Origin of the sequence: Pseudomonas sp. SbOxS1, from assembly GCF_013416725.1 — a bacterium.
In the GTDB taxonomy this organism is placed as follows: domain Bacteria; phylum Pseudomonadota; class Gammaproteobacteria; order Pseudomonadales; family Pseudomonadaceae; genus Aquipseudomonas.
Genome location: NZ_JAAVXC010000033.1, coordinates 13017 through 32591, shown reverse-complemented (window position 1 = coordinate 32591; position 19575 = coordinate 13017). Strand labels below are relative to the sequence as shown.

Below are 19575 nucleotides of genomic sequence, written 5' to 3'. Positions count from 1 at the left end.
TTGGCCAGCAGGGGGAGTGGAGTCGATCGCTAGCGGATTGACCCGGCGGGAGGGCTGGGCATACTCACAGGTTACCTACCTGCCTCTTGTTGACTGCCCATGACTCGTACTACCTCTACCAAGACTGGTCGTTCTGCCGGTGAGGATTTCCTCAAGCAGATGCTAGGCCGGCAGAAGCGCCTGATCGTCGACCGTGCCAGCCAGTTCGGCACCAGCGGCCTGCCATCGGCTGAGCAGCTGGCGGAAACGGTGGCCTTCGCCCCGCAGGACGGCAGCGTCTGGTTGTGTGGCCAGCGCATGATGCTGCTGCAAGGCTCTGCGTTCGGGGCCATCCGCCGCGAGCTGATCGAGGCGCTGGGGCTGGACAAGGCACGTGGACTGCTCACGCGCATTGGCTGGCAAGCCGGCGCGCGTGACGCAGCCCAGGTCAGCGAGCAGTGGCCGGAAGGGGATGACACCAGTCTGTATAGCGCCGGACCACGGCTGCACATGCTCGAAGGCATGGTCAATGTCGAGGTGGTGCGTTTCGAAATCGACTCTGGCATCGGTCACTTCTATTCCGAATTCCTCTGGCACAACTCACTCGAAGACGACGAGCACATCGCCGCCTATGGCCTGGGCGGCGAACCGGCCTGTTGGATGGAGATCGGTTATGCCAGCGGGTACGCCTCGTCGCTGCTCGGCCGCCTGGTCGTCTTTCGCGAGCAGGAGTGCCGCTCGATGGGCCATCCGGCCTGCCGAATCGTTGGCAAGCCGGCCGATCAGTGGGACGACATCGATGTCGATCTGGCCTATCTGGACCCGGGCGACTTCCTCAGTCGCAGCACCTACGCCTCGGGCACCGAGACCACCGTTGCCGAGCTGGAGGAGCCGGCCGACGGCAAACCGCTGGTGGGCATTTCGGCGGCGTTCGTCGTTGCCACTCAATTGCTGCAACGCGTCGCACCGACCCAGGCGACGGTGCTCTTGATCGGTGAATCAGGGGTCGGTAAAGAGTTGTTCGCCCGCTCGCTGTACCAATCCAGTTCCCGCCAGCATAAGCCGCTGGTGGCACTCAACTGCGCGACCTTGCCGGAGAACCTGGTGGAAGCCGAACTGTTCGGGGTCGAGCGTGGCGCCTTTACCGGTGCCGAGCGTTCGCGTCCCGGTCGTTTCGAACGGGCCCATGGCGGGACCTTGTTCCTCGACGAAATAGCGACCCTGAGTTTCAGCGCGCAGAGCAAGATCCTGCGTGCCTTGCAGGAAGGTGAAATCGAGCGCGTCGGTGGCACGGCGCCGATCCGGGTGGATGTACGGGTCATCGCCGCGACTAACCTGGACCTGCGTCGCGAGGTCGAGGCGGGACGTTTCCGTGAAGACCTGTTCTACCGACTGAATGTGTTCCCGATTCATCTGCCACCGTTGCGCGAGCGCCGCGAAGATATCCCGTTGCTGATGAGTTACTTCCTGCGTCATTTCAGCCAGCGCCACGGGCGTCGGCTGGCTGGTTTCAGCACGAGGCTGGTCAATGCACTGCTCACTTATCGGTTTCCCGGCAATATTCGTGAACTGCAGAACCTGATCGAGCGTGGCGTGATTAGCGCCGGTGATGGCGAGGTCATCGATATCGTGCATCTGGCCGAGATGGGCGCGCCGTTGATGGCAACGGCGATCGGCCTGACCCCTGAGGGGCGCTTGTCGGCTGGCGAGCGACGTGAGGAGGGAGCCGGCAAGGCGCGGGCAGCCGCTGCGTCAACCGAAGAGGAGGGTGGGGCAGACAAACTCCGCGAGCCGGTACTGGAAGGTCTGCAGGCTTTCGTTTCCGGGAGCCAACGGGTGTTGAATACACCCCTGGCGGAAATCGAGCTGCATTTGGTGCGCCTGGCCATGGAGCGCTCCGGTGGCAACATCACGGCGGCGGCGCAGATGCTCGGCATGAGTCGCGCCCAGGTCAGTTATCGCCTCAAGGGAAGCTAGCGCCGGATGCGACGATGCCCCGTGGACCGATGCCCGCGGGGCATTTTCGTGGGCGGCGCCGCTTAGAGCGGGACCGTGAACTTCAGCCAATAGGCCTGGCCATCGGTACGGTTGCGTACGCCGGATTCGTCTTGCCATTTGGCGCTGAGGAACCAGCCGTCCTGGCTGGCGTATTGCACGGCCGGGCCGATGGAGTAGGAGCTGCCACGGTTGCCATCGGCGGCATCGACCTGGGCTGCGGCGGCGCAATGGGAGGCGCTGCACTGGTCATCGCTCACCTGCTTGTACGCGTGGCCACCGACGCCGAGTACCCAGCCATTGCCCAGGCCCCAGCCAAGGGTGTAGTCGGCATGCAGCTCGCGGCCGGACTGGTAGTGGGTGGCCCGGTTTTCGAAGTTGTAATCGTACATCAGGCGCACATCGGCGTTGAAACCCTCGGGGTCCATGTAGGTCATGGCATACACCGCTTGTGCGGTGTAATAGTTGGTGCCGAGGTTGATCAGGTCGTTCTTGTCATACTCGCTGGCGGTGGGCAGTACGAAGTCGATACCCATGGCGGTGTGAAACTTGTCACTGTGGTGGAAGCCGACCACCGGGCCGAGGTGAGCGTCGCCGATGCCGCGCTTGTGGTCGTGCGGGCCGTTCTTGATGTTCAGTCGCATGTCATTGAGCGGCAGCAGTGCGTGGAAGCCCAGGCTGCCACCCAGTACCTGTTGTTCGGTGACCCAGATGAACCGAGGCACGATAGTGGTGACGCGCAGGTCGATGTCGGCCGCCTTGTCACCCGCGTTATCGCGAAGGGTATCGGCCAGGTAGTCGCCGACGAAAACCTGACCATAGGTACCAGGCGGCGGCAGGATACCCATGCCGTAGATTTCAATGCCCAGCGGCCAGGACGACACACCGCCTTCGGTAGCCTGGGCCAGTGAGGTGCTGCCGGCCAGCAACAGGGCAGTGCTGAGCGAAAGGGGCGTGCAGCGGGGGAGTCTGTGGTGCATGTGAGGACAACCTTATTGTTATGAGTGGCGGACCGCAGTTTTCGCCTGCGCAAGGTTGTCCTTCTCAACTATTGTGCCAGCCTGAACATTTTTATTAATCCTTTTAAATCAATAAGTTAAGTTATTGCCGTTAATGGTTGCAGGGACTTGTGACGGTTCTTGTTAAGAAAATTCGACTGTATGCGCAAAGTTCGTGAGCCTTCACGCGCCGCTTTGCCCGACACCATGGCGAAAGGCATTCGGTGTCTGGCCAGCGAGGCGGCGAAAGAAGCGTGAAAAATAAGTCGGGTCGCTGAAGCCCAGGCTGTCGGACAACTGGTTGATGCTCATGTTGGTGTAAGTCAGATTGCGCCTGGCTTCCAGCAGCAGGCGTTGGTGAATGACCTGCAACGCGGTTTGTCCGGCCAGCTCGCGGCACAGGGCGTTCAGGTGCACGCTGGAAACGCCGATGCGCTGGGCGAACACTTCCACCGACAGGTGTTCGCGGTAGTGCTGCTCGACCAACTTGATGAAGTGGCTGAGCAAATGCTGGTCGCGTTCACCACGGTTGCTCGGCGGAGTGCTGAGTTGACGATGGCGACTGATCCACACCATCAGCACACTGACCAGCGAGTGCATCAGCACGTCGCGCGCCGGTGCGCTGCTTTCGTATTCCTGCAGCAGGGCGGCAAACAGGGTGTTGATATAGCGACGATCACGCCCGACCGGGTAGCACCCGCAAGACGCCAGGACGGTCAGCGGTGCGCCCAGTTGCGACTCCAGCCGGGCCACCAGCGGTGCGCCGAGTGTCAGCACATAACCCTCGATTTTTTCCGAGAACTGAAAGCCATGCACGGTCAGCGGGGGAACGACCTGGATGGCCGCTTCCAGCACGTCAATGCGCTTGCCCTCGATCTCGACCACCGCCTGGCCGCGTTGCACATAGAGCAGCTGGAACAGGTCGGCGTGACGGTGAGGCTTGATCTCCCAATGGTGCAGGCTGCTGCGTTTGGGGATGGATTCACAGTGCAGCAAGTCCGGGGTAGACCACGCCTTGTTTTCACCATACAGCTTGAACACCGGGATGTTATTGACGCTGGGTTTCATCGTGCTCGGCGACCTCGAAAATGGAAATGCATCGTGTGTCGAGTCGTTCGATAATCGAACCAAATTTGTAAAAGTGCATTTTTCCTCTGAAAAATCACCTTTTATTCCAGGTTTCGTCAGTAAAAATGCAGGAGAGAAATATAACAACTAAATCCGATCGCCGTTCGCCAGCGGTTGGAGCGCACATCAGAGATTAAAATAATGAAAACTCAGGTTGCTATCATCGGCGCCGGCCCTTCCGGACTCCTGCTCGGCCAGTTGCTGCATAACGCCGGCATCGACAACGTCATTCTCGAACGCCAGACACCGGATTACGTCCTCAGCCGCATTCGCGCCGGAGTGCTGGAGCAAGGCACCGTCGACCTGCTGCGCGAAGCGGGTGTATCCGAACGCATGGATGCCGAAGGCCTGGTCCACGAAGGTGTCGAGTTGCAGGTGGCGGGCAAGCGCATTCATGTCGACCTCAAGGCACTGACCGGTGGCAAGACCGTCATGGTCTACGGGCAGACCGAAGTCACGCGCGATCTGATGGAGGCCCGCAGCGCCCAGGGCGCCCCGATCGTTTATTCGGTCGACAACGTGCAGCCCCACGACATGAAGGGCGACAGCCCTTACGTCACCTACGAGAAAGATGGCCAGACCCACCGCATCGACTGCGATTACATCGCCGGGTGTGACGGTTTCCATGGGGTCGCCCGCAAGAGCATTCCCGACGAGGTGCTCACCCACTACGAGCGCGTGTATCCCTTCGGCTGGCTGGGCCTGCTGTCCGACACGCCACCGGTCAACCACGAATTGATCTATGCCCACCACGACCGTGGTTTCGTGTTGTGCAGCCAGCGCTCGCTGACCCGTAGCCGTTACTACTTGCAAGTGCCGCTGACCGACAAGGTCGAAGAATGGTCCGACGAGCGTTTCTGGGGGGAACTCAAGGCACGCCTGCCACAGGACGTGGCGGACAAGCTGGTGACCGGCCCGTCGCTGGAGAAGAGCATCGCGCCGCTGCGCAGCTTCGTGGTCGAGCCGATGCAGTATGGCAAGTTGTTCCTGCTCGGCGACGCCGCCCACATCGTGCCGCCCACCGGGGCCAAGGGCTTGAATCTGGCGGCCTCGGACGTGTGCTACCTGTATCGCATCCTGGTCAAGGTGTACCAGGAGGGGCGTACCGACCTGTTGGAAAAATACTCCGAACTGGCACTGCGCCGCGTCTGGAAGGGTGAGCGTTTCAGCTGGTTCATGACCAACCTGCTGCACGACTTCGGCGAGCACAAGGACGCGTGGGACCAGAAGATGCAGCAAGCCGACCGCGAATATTTCTTCAACTCCCACGCAGGCCTGGTCAACATCGCCGAGAACTACGTGGGCCTGCCCTACGAAGCGATCGAGTAGACCGCTTCCAATACTTGCGCTGCGCCGCCAGTCATTACGCGCAGACGATAACGGCCTTTGAGCGGGCTGCGGATACTGAACTTCTACAACAACAATAAAAATGTGTAGAGGTATCCATGAATCCTATGTACGCGGCTGTGCCGCGGTCCGCTTACTCTGCTGCAAAAAACCTGAAGGCCATGGGGCTGATCGGGGTGATGGTGCCGCTGGCCGCGCAAGCCGACTTTGTCGAAGACAGCCAGTTGAACCTGGGTTTGCGCAATTTTTATGTCGACCGCGACTTCAAGGGCGATAACCCGAAGACTTCGCGCGATGGCAGTTGGAGCCAAGGCTTCGATCTGCGCTTTACCTCCGGTTATACCCAGGGCCCGCTGGCGTTCGGTCTCGATGCGGCGGCGCAATACGCCTATCGCCTTGACGGTGGCGGCGGTCGTGGTCCGGACAGTGTCTTGCCCTATAGCCAAAGCAGGCGGGAGCAGGCCAAGGATTACGGCCGGGCGGCGCTGACCGGCAAAGTTCGCTTGTCGAAGACCGAGCTGAAAATCGGTGAGCATCGACCGACGTTGCCGGTGGCCTTCCAGGACGACTCACGGCAGCTGGTGACGACCTTCCAGGGTGTTCTGGTCAAGTCCAACGAGATAGACAACCTGACGCTGACTGGCGGGCGATTCACCGAGATCAGCAGCCGTGAATCCTCCAACAGAGAAAAGATGTACCTGTTCACCAAACCTGGCGGGCCGCGTTACACCAGCGATGGGCTGGACTTTGCCGGCGCGACCTACGTCTTCAGTCCTGAACTTTCGGCCAGCTACTTTTATGGGCAGTTGGAGGATATTTATCGGCAACATTATCTCGGCCTGACGCTCAACTCCGACCTGGGTGGTGGCTACCGCCTGAAGACCGATCTACGCTACTTCAACAACAAGCAAGCGGGTGAGGCTCTGTACGGCAATATCGACAACCGTTCCTACGGCGCCATGACCACCTTGAAGCAGGGTGGGCATAGCGTTGGCGTGGGTTATCAACGCATGCTGGGTGACAGCACGTTCCCGACCCTGAACGGCTTCGCGCCGCAACCTTATCTGGTGAACTGGTCGGCCGTGGCCTTCATCAAGCCCAATGAAAGTTCCTGGCAGGCGCGCTACGACTATGACTTCGCGGCCATGGCCATGCCCGGGCTGACCCTGACCACCCGTTACCTGCGCGGCACGGGCATTGATCGTGGTGGCGACCTCAGCGACAGCGCTGAAAGCGAGCGCGACCTGTTTCTGGCTTATGTGATACAGAGTGGCCCCTTGAAGGGCGTGGGCATGGAATGGCGGAACATCAACGCGCAGTTCAAGCATGGCAATGACTACGATGAAAACCGGGTGATGACCACCTACACCTGGACGTTCTGGTAAGCCGTGGTGGCGGCGGTCGCCCTGTCTGGAGCGACCTGGCCGCCATGATCACGTGTAGAAACGGTCGATAAAAAACCTCAAGGCGGCCTGGCCAGCGTTTGCGATGGCAACTCACCGAAGGCCTGCTTGTAGGCGGCGGTGAAGTGGCTGGGTTGCGCAAAGCCCCAGTGAAACGCCAACGCCGATAACTGCAACTCGCCCGGTTGATGGCTGAGCAAGACCTTGCGGATCGCCTGCAGCCGGCATTGCTGGATATAGCGTTGCGGGCTGGTACCCAGAGCGTTGCGGAACGCCTGCTCCAGACTGCGTCGGCTAGCGCCGCTGATGCTCACCAGCTCGGTGATACCCAGCGGCTGGTCGAGATGGGCATGAATAAAATCGACCACCCGCTTCACTGTGCCCGGCAGCAGGCGGCGTTGTGGCTCGGCGTGCAGGCTGGGGATCAGTTGCAGCAGGTTCTCGCAAAACAGGTGCTGCACATGGGCCTGGCTGGTTGGAGTTGCCAGCAAGCCCGAGGTATTGCCGGTTTCGCTGTCTACCAGGCGCAGCAGGCTGCCCAGGCTGTGCATGGCGCGATGGCTGCCATCAAACAGCAGTGTCCGGGAAGGGCGCTGAAGCTCGTGGGTCTGATGATGGCGCTCCAGGTGATCGAGCAACAAAGCAGCATCCAGGGCAATGACGATCGCCTTGGCCCCCTCATGCCAGATCACATCCACCTCATGCCCGGGGCTGAATACCAGGAGCTCTCCCGAGTTCGCTTGCAGGCCATCCGGGCGACTGCTGATCGTGCCCTGCAAGGGCAAGATCCCATGCCAGCTGGTCAAGGGACTTGAACTCACGCGCACCTCACGGCCCCACTGCGCCCCGAACAACTTCAACTGTGGCAAGGACTGCAAGGTGAAATCAATGTCCAGGGTTCCTCGTCCCCCGAGGCTGATCCGACGTTCTTCAAGATGGTTGTTGAGCAGCGCCTCGGCATCTTCGATATTGCGCGAACGCAGCAACGGCTCCGCGGCAAAAGGAAAATTCCTGGCAGGGCAGGCGTCGCCCCGTGAAGGAGGGGGCAGGCCGCTGATAGAGGGCGTATTCATCACCGTAACCTTTGTTCTTGTTTGTCTGGGTTGATCCGTCTGGTCGTTGAGCGCTGCTCGACAGTTAGTGCCCCGTGCCCCCGCAAATGCAGGCCATGATGAACGAAGAGTAACCGGTTCCCCAGCTGTTCGGGTAAATAACGACGCAGGTGAATAAGTGCTTGCGCACCCGCGTTATCGGCCCGCGTCGGGTCCTGCGCATACTGGTGGCTCAGCCAATAATAACAACTGAGGAACCGCCCCCATGCGCTGGATGACCAAACTCATGCTTGCCCTGATGGTTGCCGTGTGCAGCCACGCGGCCATGGCCGCAGATGAGCGCCCGAACTTCCTGATAATTGTTGCCGATGACCTGGGGTACAGCGACCTGGGCAGCTTCGGCGGCGAAATCAGCACCCCGAGTATCGACTCGCTTGCCCGGGACGGTGTGCGCCTGACCAACTTCCACACCGCCCCCACCTGCTCGCCGACCCGGGCGATGATGCTCTCCGGTGCCGACAGCCATGTGGCTGGCCTGGGCAACATGGGCGAGTTGCTTCAACCGTTCCAGCAAGGCAGGCCGGGTTATGAAGGTTACTTGAACGAACGCATGGTTACGGTCGGGCAAGTGCTCCAGGACGCTGGCTACAACACCTACACCACCGGTAAATGGCACCTGGGTCGCACTGAAGAAACCAGCCCGAAGGCCCGGGGTTTTGACCGTTCCTTCATCCTGGTTCAAGGGGGCGCCAGTCACTTCGACGACCAGCACGCCATCATTGCCAGGGATCCGAAAGCGATCTATCGCGAAGACGGCAAACAGGTCGAAGTGCCCAAGGGCTTTTTCTCCAGCGAGTTTTATACGGATCGGCTGATTGACTACATCGATGCCGACAAAGAGAGTAACAAGCCGTTCATGGCTGTCTTGTCCTACACCGCGCCGCATTGGCCTCTGCATGCTCCGGATGACTGGCTGGATAAATACAAGGGTCGTTACGCCGCAGGCTACGAGCCGATCCGCCAGGCACGCCTGGAACAGCAGAAACGGCTCGGTATCGTCGCGGCGGATACGGCACCCAACACACCAATGGCCAAAAGCCTTCCAGACTGGAACCAGTTGAGCGATGAGCAGCGTCAGCGCGAGGCGCGCAACATGGAGATCTATGCCGCGATGGTGTCCAACATGGACTACCACATCGGTCGACTGCTCCAGTACCTGGAGAAAGTCGGCAAACTGGATAACACCTTCATCGTGTTTATCTCCGACAACGGTGCCGACGGCAACAGCCCGATTGACCTGCCCGGTAACAAGGAGTGGCTCGCCAGCGACTTCGATAACAGCCTGAAAAATCTTGGTCACAAAGGCTCGTATGCCGACTATGGCGCGCAGTGGGCCCAAGTCAGTTCCACCCCGTACCCGCTGTTCAAGGGCTTCACCAACGAGGGCGGGATTCGTGCGCCGGCCATCATCAGCGCAAAAATGCTCAAGAAGGCGCACCTGCAAGGCACCCTCAATAATGACGTGGTCCATGTGATGGACCTGATGCCGACCCTGCTGGACCTCGCCGGCGTCCCTGCACTGGGCAAGACATTCCACGGTCGCCCGGTGCAAACCATCAGCGGCAAGAGCATGCGCCCGTTGCTGGAAGGTCAAGCGATGGCTGAACGTCAGATTGGCTGGGAGTTGTTCGGCCGCAAGGCGCTGCGCAAGGGGGATTGGAAAATCACCTTGGTCAACCCACCTTACGGCAACGGCAACTGGCAACTGTTTAATCTGAAGAGTGATCCTGTCGAACGCCGCGACCTGGCCCAGGCCGAGCCGGCAAAAATGAAGGAAATGCTGGTGGCGTGGGACCAGTACGCCAAGGAAAACAACGTGCTCGATGGCAAGTTCGACCTCAAGTATGGGTTCCAGACCTGCCTCTATGAATATTGTTTCAAGTAAGAGGGCGCCCGATAACGCCACTATCCCTGAGGTTACTGCGTTTCTGGTGATCCTGTGATGCGCCTGGAGCTACGAGTCTGCACTTTTCAGTTACCATTGCGTTCCGGGAATAGATTGCGACTACTCGCACGCGTTGCACAGGGAAGGGAATCAGTAACATGGATAGTGTGCGTTCTGTGCAAGTTATCGCCGTGACCGGTGGAAAGGGCGGCGTCGGCAAGACGACGGTGGCTGTGAATCTTTCATTGGCGCTGGCGAAACTTGGAAGGCAAGTTGTATTGCTTGATGGCGATCTTGGCTTGGCGAATATCGATGTCCTGTTGGGGCTTTCCCCGCAGTACACGCTGGTCGACTTGATCGAAGGTCGCTGTGAGCTGTCCGATGTACTTTTGCGCGGTCCGGGCGGGATACGAATCGTCCCCGCGGCTTCAGGCATCCAGAGCATGGCGCATTTGTCCGCGGCTCAGCACGCAGGCCTGATCCAGGCCTTCAGTGAAATCGGAGACAGTCTCGATGTGCTGGTGATTGACACAGCGGCGGGCATCGGCTCCTCGGTGATCAATTTCGTCCGGGCGGCCCACGAAGTCTTGCTGGTGGTCTGCGATGAACCGAGTTCCATCGCCGATGCCTACGCACTCATCAAGCTGCTTAATCGTGATTACGCAATGGATCGTTTCCGGGTGCTGGTCAACATGGCGCAGAGCCCGAACGAAGGTCGCGCGCTGTTCGCTAAATTGTCCAAAGTCACCGATCGCTTCCTCAATGTAACCCTGCGGTATGTGGGAGCGATTCCGTACGATGAATGTGCGCGTAGGGCAGTGCAGAAGCAGCGAGCGCTCTACGAACACTTTCCGCGCTCCAAGAGTGCCCAGGCATTCGAGGAAATCGCTTTAAAGGTCGACGCCTGGCCTTTGCTGGCTTCCCCCAGGGGGCATTTGGAGTTCTTCGTTGATCGACTTGTCCATAATTCGAGAAGGTGACATTGCGGCCATATTTTTCAAGAGGATACTCAGCGCTCCGAGATCTGGTACAGCTAGACCAGCTCTCGGGATGACGCTACCAAACCCGGTGATCTGGCCGAATCAAGGATTCAGAAACTCCTGATAGTTAGCCTTGGTAATCAGCTGATAGGGAATGGTCAACTCTGCTGCAATGGGTTCTTTGCGGATCATCTTCAGTGCCAGGTCGATGGACCCGACGGCCTGGCCCTTGTTGTCCTGATAGACAGTCACCAGCAACTGCTCCTTCTTGATCGCGTCCAGGCCGGCGGGGCCGCCGTCGCTGCCGCCGACCAGGATGTCCTGGCCTGGGCGCATTCCGGCCTGGGTGATGGCCATGGCTGCGCCAATGGCCATTTCATCGGCGTTGGCGACCACCGCATCAATTTTTTTGCCTGAGAGAATCCAGTTGTTCATCAGGTCCATGGCCTTGCTGCGTTGCCACTCGGCGCTTTGTTCTTCAACCACGTGGATGTCCGGATAGCTCTTGAGCACTTCCTTCACGCCTTGGGTGCGATTGTGGGTGGCGTTGTTGGAGAGCAGGCCAAGCATGATCGCCAGATTGCCCTTGCCACCCATTTTTTCCGCCAGGTAGCGCATTTGCATTTCGCCGGCCTTGATCTCATCCGAACCCACATAGCCGACGCCGGGCGGCAGTTCGGCCTGGTCGGGGCGGCGATTGACATAGACCAGGGGAACGCTGGCCTTCTGCGCCTCATTGGTCATCCTTTGCGTCGCAGCGGTATCGACCGGGTTGACGATGATCGCGTCCATGCCCTGGGCGGTGAAGTTCTGCACCTGGTTGAGCTGGCGCACCACATCGCCCTGGGCATCTTCGAATTGCAACGTCACTCCCGGCAGATCCTTGGCGTGGGCGGCCATGTAGTCGCGCATCTGCGCCAGGAATACATCGTCCACCTGGGCGATGCTGACACCGATACGGGTGTCGGCCAGTGCCAAGGGGGTAAAGAGGGCGGCAAAGAAGTAGGTCAGGAGTCTTTTTTTCATGGTTTCAGTCCGGTTTTGTTGTTGTTCTTGAACAGTTTCGAAATGGAGTCATGCCTGGCGTTTGGCGCTCATCTGCGCTACGCGATCGGCAAAGGTTGCGTAGGTCCAGCGTTCCCTCAGCGCCTGCCGCATCAGTTGCTGACCGGTCTGTGGGGCCAGGCCATGCAGGGGCGGGTCGGTGTCCAGGTTGGTGGGAAAGGAGTAGCCGTCGGCGGTGCAGGCAATCACCGCGTCCAGCTCTTGCGCGTCCAATACCTGATCCGCTAACCGCTGCAACAGGCAGGGGTAGAGGGCCAGCATCATGCGTTCGCGGTCCACGCTTTCCATCGGCTTGCCGAATGCCGAGGAAATTTGCAGCAGGTTGGCCATGCGCTGGCGGTCCGGCGTTTGATTGGTGCCGGCGGCGTGAAACAGTGCCGGGTTGAAAAACAGCAGGTCGCCCTTGTTCAACGGCAGCTGTACTGCGTGCTGTTGGAAGTAGTCGATGAATTCCGGGCGGCGCCAGGCCAGGTAACCCTGAGCGTATTGCTGGGAAAATGGCAGCAGCAGGGTCGGGCCGGTTTCCAGCGGCATATCGGAGTGGGCCACGGCTCCTTGCAATGTCAGGTACTGCGACAGCGCATGCAGGGGCAACGGGAAGCGCTCGACGACGTCCTCGGTCTGGAAGCCCAAGTGGTAGTCACGATGGGGCTGTTGGGCCTGCCCTCCCGGGTGCACCACGTTGACCTGGGCCGTCACCTGAAAGCCGGGGCCCAGCCAGGCTTCGGCAACCAGCCCCAATAGCGGGTTGGCGTAGTACTCGACAAAAGACGACGGCGATTGCAGCGCCGCCTTCTGCAACGAATTCCAGATGCGCCCGTTGCTGCCGGCCTTGGCGAAATGATCGGCGGTGAGGCCCTGGGCGGCTTCCTTGGCGAAGATGGCGTCGAACACCTGGCTGTGGCGATCCACCACATTCAGGTCGGCATAACCCTGGCGTACGACCATGACCCCGGGACCGTCGCGAAATAGTCGATGCAATTCATCCAGCACCTGCCCGCGATCGCCTTCGCGTAAAGCCTGCGCCTGATAGATCGGCACGTTGCCTTGCACTTCACTGCAGTGGGGGTAGTCCTGGGGATTGGCGTGTTGCCCGCAGAGTCTGGCGAAGTCCTGCAACTGCACTGAATCGGCACGCACAAACACGGTTAGCGGCTGGTTCATAGCGCTTCACCCGTCAGGCTCAGTGGGCTGGCGGGGCGTGGGGCGGTGTCGTCGCCGCAGCCGATCACACCTTGTTCCAGGTCGATGACGGTGCCGGTCATCATGCCCGATTCGCGCGATAGCAGGAACGCAACGCTCTGCGCCACTTCCTCGGGCTTGAGCAGGCGGCCAAAGGGCTGCGCGCGCTCGACAGTCGCCAGCCAGCCATCCTCGGCACCATGGTAGCGGCGCTGGATTTCGTCTTCATGGGGCGTGTCCATCCAGCCGATGTTCAGGCCGTTGACCCGAATGCGGTTGTGCAGGGCGCTGAAGGCCACGTTTTTGGTCAGGATCGACAAGGCGCCCTTGGACGCCGAGTAAGCGCTCAGATAGGCCGGCCCACCATGGCTAACGATGCTTTGGATGTTGACGATGGCACCTTCCACGCCTTGGCTGATCATCAGTTTCAACGCTTCCTGCATGAGGAAAAACGGTGCTCGAACATTGACCGCGAACAGGCGATCGAACAGTTCAGGGTCGGTGTCGAGGATGCTGCCGCGATCAGACATGCCAGCGCAGTTGACCAAGCCGTGGAGGGTACCGAAGCGCGTGCGGGCGGCGTCGATCACCGCTCGGCAATCCTCGACTCGCTCCAGGTCGGCCTCGACGAAAAATGCCTGGCAATCGAGCTCCGCCAACTGGCGCACCTGGGCCTGGCCCTGATCTGCGCGGCGCCCGCAAATGATCAGGCCGGCGGCGCCCCGGCGCGCCAGGGTGTGGGCCACCGCTGCACCCAGGCCTTGGGTGCTGCCGGTGACGACGAAGTACTGGCCACTGAACGAGGTAGTGAGGTCGGTTTGAGGCATGGGGGGTTCTCCTGGATTCTTGTTGTTGTCCGGCTCGACGCCTGGCGAAACAGAGACTAGCATCGGCAAAACCTCAGTAATGCCCAAAAAGACCTCAAGAAAACCTCAGGCTTAATACGATGCTCGAACGTGCCAAACACTTTTCCATGAAGCAGATCGCCACCCAGGCGGGGGTCAGCAAGGCGACGGTCGATCGCGTGCTGCACCAGCGCGGCAGCGTGCACTATCAGACCCAGCGCCGCATTGAGCAGGCCCTGAGCGAACTTGAGGCTCAGGAGAAAAATGGCTTGGCGGCCGGGCGAACATTTCACGTCGATGTGATCATGCACACGCCACAACGCTTCAGTGCCGCGGTGCAGGCAGCCATGACCGCGCAATTAAGCAGCCTGGCGCCGTTTCGCATCGCGCCGCGGTTTCACTTGTTTGAAGAAATCGAGCCACAGGCGATGCACGACCAGTTGCTGCGCTGCGCAAGCACCGGCAGCCAGGGCGTGGTGCTCAAGGCCGCCGACGAGCCGGCGGTGAACCTGGCAATCAAGCAGTTGGCCGCAGCCGGAATTCCGGTGGTCACGCTGGTCACTGACTTGCCGCACAGCGAGCGCATCGGCTATGTCGGCATGGACAATCGCACGGCCGGGCAGACCGCCGCCTATCTGCTGTCGCGATGGCTGGCACCACACCCGCAGGACGTTGCCGTGGTCATCGGTAGCGAGCTGTTTCGCGGTGAGGAAGAGCGGGAAATGGGCTTTCGCATGTGGCTGCGCAACCGTGCCGCGCATTTACGGGTGCTGGACATCAGCGGTGGCTACGGCGTTTACGAACGCACCTTTGAACGCGTGATCGAGGCGCTGAAACAGCACCCCGAGCTAAAGGCGGTCTACAGCGTGGGCGGGGGCAACCTGGCGATTGTCGATGCGTTCGCCGCAATGGATCGGCCACTTGAGGTGTTCATCGGCCACGACCTGGACGAGGAAAATCGCCAATTGCTGGCCGAGGAAAAAATCGCCGCGATCATCGATCACAACCTGCAGATCGATGCTCGCCACGTGTTCCTGCATATCCTGCAATTTCATCGGCTGTGGAAGGCCGGGCCGATTGCGTCGTCACAGGTGCAGATCGTCACACCGTTCAATCTGCCGTACTGACCTCACTGACGTTGACCCAACGCTGTTCCCGCGCCGCCAACCGAATCGCCGTCGCCAGCCGCTCCACTTCCAGGGCTTGCGCGAAATCGGTGCCGGCTTGCCCTTGGCCGGCCAGGGCCATGATCAATTCATGCACTTCCAGCGTCTTCAACTCGTTGTAGCCCAGCTGATGCCCCGGCGCTGGACTGAACGCGGCATACCCGGGCAGGTTCGGCCCGGCCAGTAAACGCTGGAAACCCTCCTGGCCGGCGCGGCACAGGCGTAGCTCATTCAAACGCTCCTGATCGAATGACAGGGTGCCTTGGGTGCCACTGATCTCGAAACTCAGGTGATTCTTGTAGCCGTGCTTGAGCCAACTGCTGCTGAAGGTGCCGCGCGCGCCGCTGGCGAAGCGCAGCAATGCATGGGCCTGATCGTCGACGGCAATGCTGCGTTGTTCCTGGCTACCGGCAGTGGCGGGGCGCTGGCGGTGGACGGTCTGGGTATCGGCGCATACCGCTTCGACATTGCCGAGCAGATAGCGCGCCATGCCCAGCAAGTGACTGCCCAGGTCCGCCAGCGCGCCACCGGCATGCTCGGCCTCGCAGCGCCACGACCAGGGGGACGCTGGATCGGCCATGAAGTCTTCGCTGAATTCGCCTTGGAAGCTGATGATTTCGCCGAGCTTGCCGCTGTGAATCAACTCCCGCGCCAGGCCGATGATCGGGTTGTGCTGGTAGTTGTAGCCGACACGGGTGACCACGCCGGCATCCTTGGCCGCCAGGTGCATGGCGTTGGCCTGTTCAAGGCTCACCGCCAGCGGTTTTTCGCAGTACACCGACTTGCCAGCGGCAATGGCGGCCATGGCCATGGGGTAGTGCAGGTGGTTGGGGGTGGTGATGGCGATCAGGGTGACCTTGGGGTCGTCGATCAATTGCTGCCAGTCGCCATAGGCCTGCTCAAAGCCCCAGGCGGTGGCGCAGGCTTGGGCGCGAGCGGGATCGGCGTCGGCCAGGGCGGCGAGGCGAAGCGTGAAGGGCAGCTCGAATGCCGCGCTGACGTTGCGAAAGGCCAGGGCATGGGCACGGCCCATGAAGCCCGTGCCGATGAGTCCGATTCCGAGTTCGCGCATGACAGGATCCTTTGGTTTTTGTTTTCAGGAAGCCTGTTTATAGAATAAAAATTCCTTTTTATCAATTATGGAATAAATATTTACACGCGGTCAGTCTTCGAAGCCGACCTGTTCGTGAATCTCATCGACCTTCAACTCCAGTCGATAGGCCACGGCGATAAACAGCGCCTGGCACAGGCACAGGGTCGCGCTCAACGAACGGAACGCAAACGAACTGCCTTCGTTGACCAGCAATACGGTGTTGGCGCGCTTGGCCAGGGGCGAGAGATTGCTGTCGGTGATGATCAGGGTTTTCGCCTGGTGATGCTGGGCGATGCGCAGGCAGTGCTGGGTTTCCTTGCCGTACGGCGTGAAGCTGATGGCGATCACTAGGTCGTTGGCGCGCACACTGCGCATCTGCTCGCGGTAGCTGCCGCCGAGCCCCGAGACCAGATGGATGCGCTTGTTGGTGTGTTGCAGGTTGTACACCAGGTAATCGGCCACCGCGAACGAACGGCGCACGCCGACCACGTAGATGTTGTCGGCATTCACCACCAGGTCCACGGCCTTGTCGAAGGCCTGGTCATCGAGCTCCAGCCCCAGCCGTTCGATGCCCGACAGGGTGGCGTTGATGCATTCGCGCGCCAGGTCGCCGCCGCTGGCTTTCTGCGACTTGTTGCTGATCATGCTGCGAATGCGCTGCTGGTAGTTCTGTACCGGCGTGGTCTTGTGGGTGTAGGCCTCACGGAACAGGGCCTGCATTTCGCTGAAGCCGCTGAAGCCGAAACGCTGGGAAAACCGCACGATGGCCGACGGATGCACTTCGCACTCGCTGGCGATGTCGCTGATGCGGTCGACCATGATCCGGTCGCTTTGCTGGCTCATGTAGCTGGCGATGCGTTTGAGCTGGCGCGGCAGGCTTTCGTATTCATTGGTGATGAGCTGCAGCAGGCGCTCGGCATTGATCGGGGGGGTGACGAGGTCGCTCTCGGGCGTGCTCTCGGTCGTATCCGGCTGATCGGTGCGGGACATTGGGAAATCCTTCTGGCTTGTTCTTATAGGGACGATCTTTCACCTCGTCCCCCGACAATAGGTGGGCTGAGCGCAGTCTACAGGGTCGGCCCGGATAAAATCTTGAGCTTGCAGCAGTGTGAAGCCTGCTGAAACGATGCACTGCATCTGGAACGCTTGTACTAAAGCTTATTGGAAAAAATATTCCACGTAAAAAATATTTGGAATAATTATTGATTGTTCGGTCCCGGTCGTTTTAGTCTGCCTCCACCAAGAGTGTTCGGCGCGGTCATCGCTTCGAGCGCAGGCTGATAAAAATAACAGGAGCCAGCATGGGCCAGACTCGTTTTGCCAGTGGGCGTCAATTGGATCTGATTTGCCTGGGGCGCCTAGGCGTCGACCTCTATGCGCAGCAAGTCGGGGCGCGGCTGGAGGATGTAAGCAGCTTTGCCAAGTACCTCGGTGGCTCGTCCGCCAACATCGCCTTCGGCACCGCGCGGTTGGGGCTCAAGTCGGCGATGCTGAGCCGGGTGGGGGACGACCATATGGGGCGCTTCCTCGTTGAATCCCTGACCCGTGAAGGCTGCGATGTCAGTGGCATCAAGGTCGACCCGGAACGCCTGACGGCGATGGTGCTGCTGGGTCTCAAGGACCGCGAAACCTTTCCCTTGGTGTTCTACCGCGAAAACTGCGCCGACATGGCGCTGCGGGCCGAAGACATCAGTGAAGCCTTCATCGCTTCCAGCAAGGCCTTGCTGATCACCGGCACCCATTTCTCCACCGATGGCGTGTACAAGGCGAGCATCCAGGCCCTGGACTATGCCCACAAGCACAACGTCAAACGGGTGCTGGACATCGACTACCGCCCGGTACTCTGGGGTCTTGCCGGCAAGGCGGACGGTGAAACCCGTTTCGTCGCCGACCAGAACGTCAGCCAGCATGTGCAGGAAATCCTCCCGCGTTTCGATCTCATCGTCGGCACCGAAGAAGAGTTTCTGATTGCCGGTGGTTCCGAGGACTTGCTCACCGCGCTGCGCAATGTGCGGCGAGTGAGCGACGCGACCCTGGTGGTCAAGCTCGGCCCGCAAGGCTGCACAGTGATTCATGGCGAGATCCCGGCCCGTCTCGAAGACGGTGCGATTTATCCCGGTGTGCGTGTGGAAGTGCTCAACGTGCTGGGGGCAGGCGACGCCTTCATGTCGGGCTTCCTCAGTGGCTGGCTGGAGGACGCCAGCGATGAGCGTTGCTGCCAGTTGGCCAATGCCTGTGGCGGCCTGGTGGTCTCGCGCCATGCCTGCGCCCCGGCGATGCCGACCCGCGCCGAACTCGATTACCTGTTCAACAGCCCGGTGCCGATTACCCGGCCGGATCAGGACGCGGTGTTGCAGCGCCTGCATCAGGTCAGCGTGGCGCGCAAACAGTGGAAGCAACTGTTCATCTTTGCCTTCGACCATCGCTGGCAACTGGTGGAACTGGCCCAGGCGGGTGGTCGTGACCTCAACGCCATCAGCCAACTCAAGCAACTGTTCATCCGGGCCGTGGAACGGGTCGAAGCCGATTTGCAAAAGCAAGGTATCGAGGCCGATGTCGGGCTGCTGGCCGATCAACGTTTCGGCCAGGACTCACTGAACGCCGCCACGGGTCGCGGCTGGTGGGTGGCGCGGCCGGTAGAAGTGCAGGGCTCGCGGCCATTGGCCTTCGAACATGGTCGCTCCATCGGCAGCAACCTGATCGCCTGGCCACAAGAGCAAATCATCAAGTGCCTGGTGCAATTCCACCCGGACGACGAGCCCATGCTGCGCCTGGAGCAGGAAGCGCAGATCAAGGGTTTGTACCAGGCATCGCAAGTCAGCGGTCATGAACTGCTGCTGGAAATCATCCCGCCCAAGGATCACCCCTCGACCCACCCGGACGTGTTGTATCGCGCTCTCAAGCGCCTTTACAACCTGGGCATCTACCCGGCGTGGTGGAAGATCGAAGCGCAAAGTGCCGAGGAGTGGAAGCAACTCGACGAATTGATCCAGGAACGCGATCCGTATTGCCGAGGCGTGGTGCTGCTGGGCTTGAATGCCCCGGCATCGGCGTTGGCCGAAGGCTTTCAACAGGCCAGCCAGAGCCAGACCTGCCGCGGGTTCGCCGTGGGGCGGACGATTTTCCAGGAGCCGAGTCGCGCGTGGTTGGCCGGGGAAATTGACGATGAGGCGCTGATTCAGCAGGTGCAGGGCACATTCGTCGAGCTGATCGAAGCCTGGCGTACTGCCCGCGCCTGACGAAACACCGCGCGATCCTGTAGGAGCGAGCCTGCTCGCGATAGCGGACTGACAGTCAACATTAACGTCGCCTGATACACCGCTATCGCGAGCAGGCTCGCTCCTACAGGGTTTTGTGTCGTTCTTAGTGATTTGTGTAAAACAATAAAAGGTGCAGC

The 19575-nt window shown here is 60.3% G+C and carries 15 protein-coding genes; 7 read left to right on the top strand and 8 right to left on the bottom strand.

Features of this window, described 5'->3' with window-relative positions; translation table 11 throughout:
* Positions 1-99 precede the first annotated feature (99 nt).
* Positions 100-1956 carry a sigma-54-dependent Fis family transcriptional regulator gene (locus HFK74_RS25720; protein WP_180205923.1) on the top strand — a complete coding sequence of 619 codons (1857 nt, stop codon included), beginning with the start codon at positions 100-102 and terminating at the stop codon, positions 1954-1956.
* Between the two features lie 62 nt (positions 1957-2018).
* On the opposite strand, the gene HFK74_RS25715 is transcribed toward HFK74_RS25720, so the two are convergent.
* Both HFK74_RS25715 and HFK74_RS25710 read right to left on the bottom strand, forming a co-directional pair.
* Positions 2019-2954 (bottom strand): transporter, encoded by a 936-nt coding sequence (locus HFK74_RS25715; RefSeq protein ID WP_180205922.1) that lies wholly within the window; start codon positions 2952-2954, stop codon positions 2019-2021.
* Between the two features lie 201 nt (positions 2955-3155).
* A complete protein-coding gene (locus HFK74_RS25710) occupies positions 3156-4040 on the bottom strand; it encodes a helix-turn-helix domain-containing protein (RefSeq protein ID WP_180205921.1) in 885 nt (294 codons plus the stop codon).
* A gap of 201 nt (positions 4041-4241) precedes the next feature.
* On the opposite strand from HFK74_RS25710, the gene pobA reads away from it, so the two are divergent.
* Together pobA and HFK74_RS25700 are read left to right on the top strand one after the other, a co-directional pair.
* Positions 4242-5429, top strand: a complete 1188-nt coding sequence (gene pobA / locus HFK74_RS25705) for a 4-hydroxybenzoate 3-monooxygenase (RefSeq protein WP_180205920.1) — start codon at positions 4242-4244, stop codon at positions 5427-5429.
* Positions 5430-5554: 125 nt separating this feature from the next.
* Entirely contained in the window at positions 5555-6832 is a 1278-nt protein-coding gene (locus HFK74_RS25700; protein ID WP_180206053.1) for an OprD family porin, read from the top strand.
* A gap of 77 nt (positions 6833-6909) precedes the next feature.
* Here HFK74_RS25700 and HFK74_RS25695 read toward each other — a convergent pair whose 3' ends face one another.
* Complete coding sequence (locus tag HFK74_RS25695) at positions 6910-7923, bottom strand: AraC family transcriptional regulator (RefSeq protein ID WP_180205919.1); 1014 nt, start codon at positions 7921-7923, stop codon at positions 6910-6912.
* A gap of 244 nt (positions 7924-8167) precedes the next feature.
* On the opposite strand from HFK74_RS25695, the gene HFK74_RS25690 reads away from it, so the two are divergent.
* A complete protein-coding gene (locus HFK74_RS25690) occupies positions 8168-9847 on the top strand; it encodes an arylsulfatase (RefSeq protein ID WP_180205918.1) in 1680 nt (559 codons plus the stop codon).
* A 158-nt stretch (positions 9848-10005) separates the two neighbouring features.
* Positions 10006-10827 carry a MinD/ParA family protein gene (locus tag HFK74_RS25685; RefSeq protein ID WP_180205917.1) on the top strand — a complete coding sequence of 274 codons (822 nt, stop codon included), beginning with the start codon at positions 10006-10008 and terminating at the stop codon, positions 10825-10827.
* 102 nt (positions 10828-10929) lie between these two features.
* Here the strand turns inward: HFK74_RS25685 and HFK74_RS25680 are convergent, their stop codons facing one another.
* The 3 genes from HFK74_RS25680 to HFK74_RS25670 are packed head-to-tail and all read right to left on the bottom strand — an operon-like array spanning position 10930 to position 13901.
* Positions 10930-11853: a sugar ABC transporter substrate-binding protein gene (locus tag HFK74_RS25680; RefSeq protein ID WP_180205916.1), complete on the bottom strand. Its 924-nt coding sequence runs from the start codon at positions 11851-11853 to the stop codon at positions 10930-10932.
* 48 nt (positions 11854-11901) lie between these two features.
* Positions 11902-13056 carry a phytanoyl-CoA dioxygenase family protein gene (locus tag HFK74_RS25675; protein ID WP_180205915.1) on the bottom strand — a complete coding sequence of 385 codons (1155 nt, stop codon included), beginning with the start codon at positions 13054-13056 and terminating at the stop codon, positions 11902-11904.
* On the bottom strand, positions 13053-13901 hold the full coding sequence (locus HFK74_RS25670) for an SDR family oxidoreductase (protein ID WP_180205914.1): 849 nt from the start codon (positions 13899-13901) through the stop codon (positions 13053-13055). The genes HFK74_RS25675 and HFK74_RS25670 overlap by 4 nt, the downstream gene beginning before the upstream one ends.
* A 119-nt stretch (positions 13902-14020) precedes the next feature.
* Between HFK74_RS25670 and HFK74_RS25665 the strand changes: the two genes are divergently transcribed.
* Positions 14021-15046: a LacI family DNA-binding transcriptional regulator gene (locus HFK74_RS25665; RefSeq protein WP_180205913.1), complete on the top strand. Its 1026-nt coding sequence runs from the start codon at positions 14021-14023 to the stop codon at positions 15044-15046.
* On the opposite strand, the gene HFK74_RS25660 is transcribed toward HFK74_RS25665, so the two are convergent.
* On the bottom strand, positions 15030-16157 hold the full coding sequence (locus HFK74_RS25660) for a Gfo/Idh/MocA family protein (RefSeq protein ID WP_180205912.1): 1128 nt from the start codon (positions 16155-16157) through the stop codon (positions 15030-15032). The genes HFK74_RS25665 and HFK74_RS25660 overlap by 17 nt on opposite strands.
* Before the next feature lie 90 nt (positions 16158-16247).
* The gene (locus HFK74_RS25655) at positions 16248-17168 is read right to left on the bottom strand and encodes a MurR/RpiR family transcriptional regulator (protein ID WP_008065817.1); all 921 of its coding nucleotides are present in this window, start codon (positions 17166-17168) and stop codon (positions 16248-16250) included.
* Between the two features lie 311 nt (positions 17169-17479).
* Here HFK74_RS25655 and iolC point away from each other — a divergent pair, with 311 nt between their 5' ends.
* A complete protein-coding gene (iolC, locus tag HFK74_RS25650; RefSeq protein ID WP_180205911.1) occupies positions 17480-19417 on the top strand; it encodes a 5-dehydro-2-deoxygluconokinase in 1938 nt (645 codons plus the stop codon).
* Positions 19418-19575: the final 158 nt, after the last annotated feature.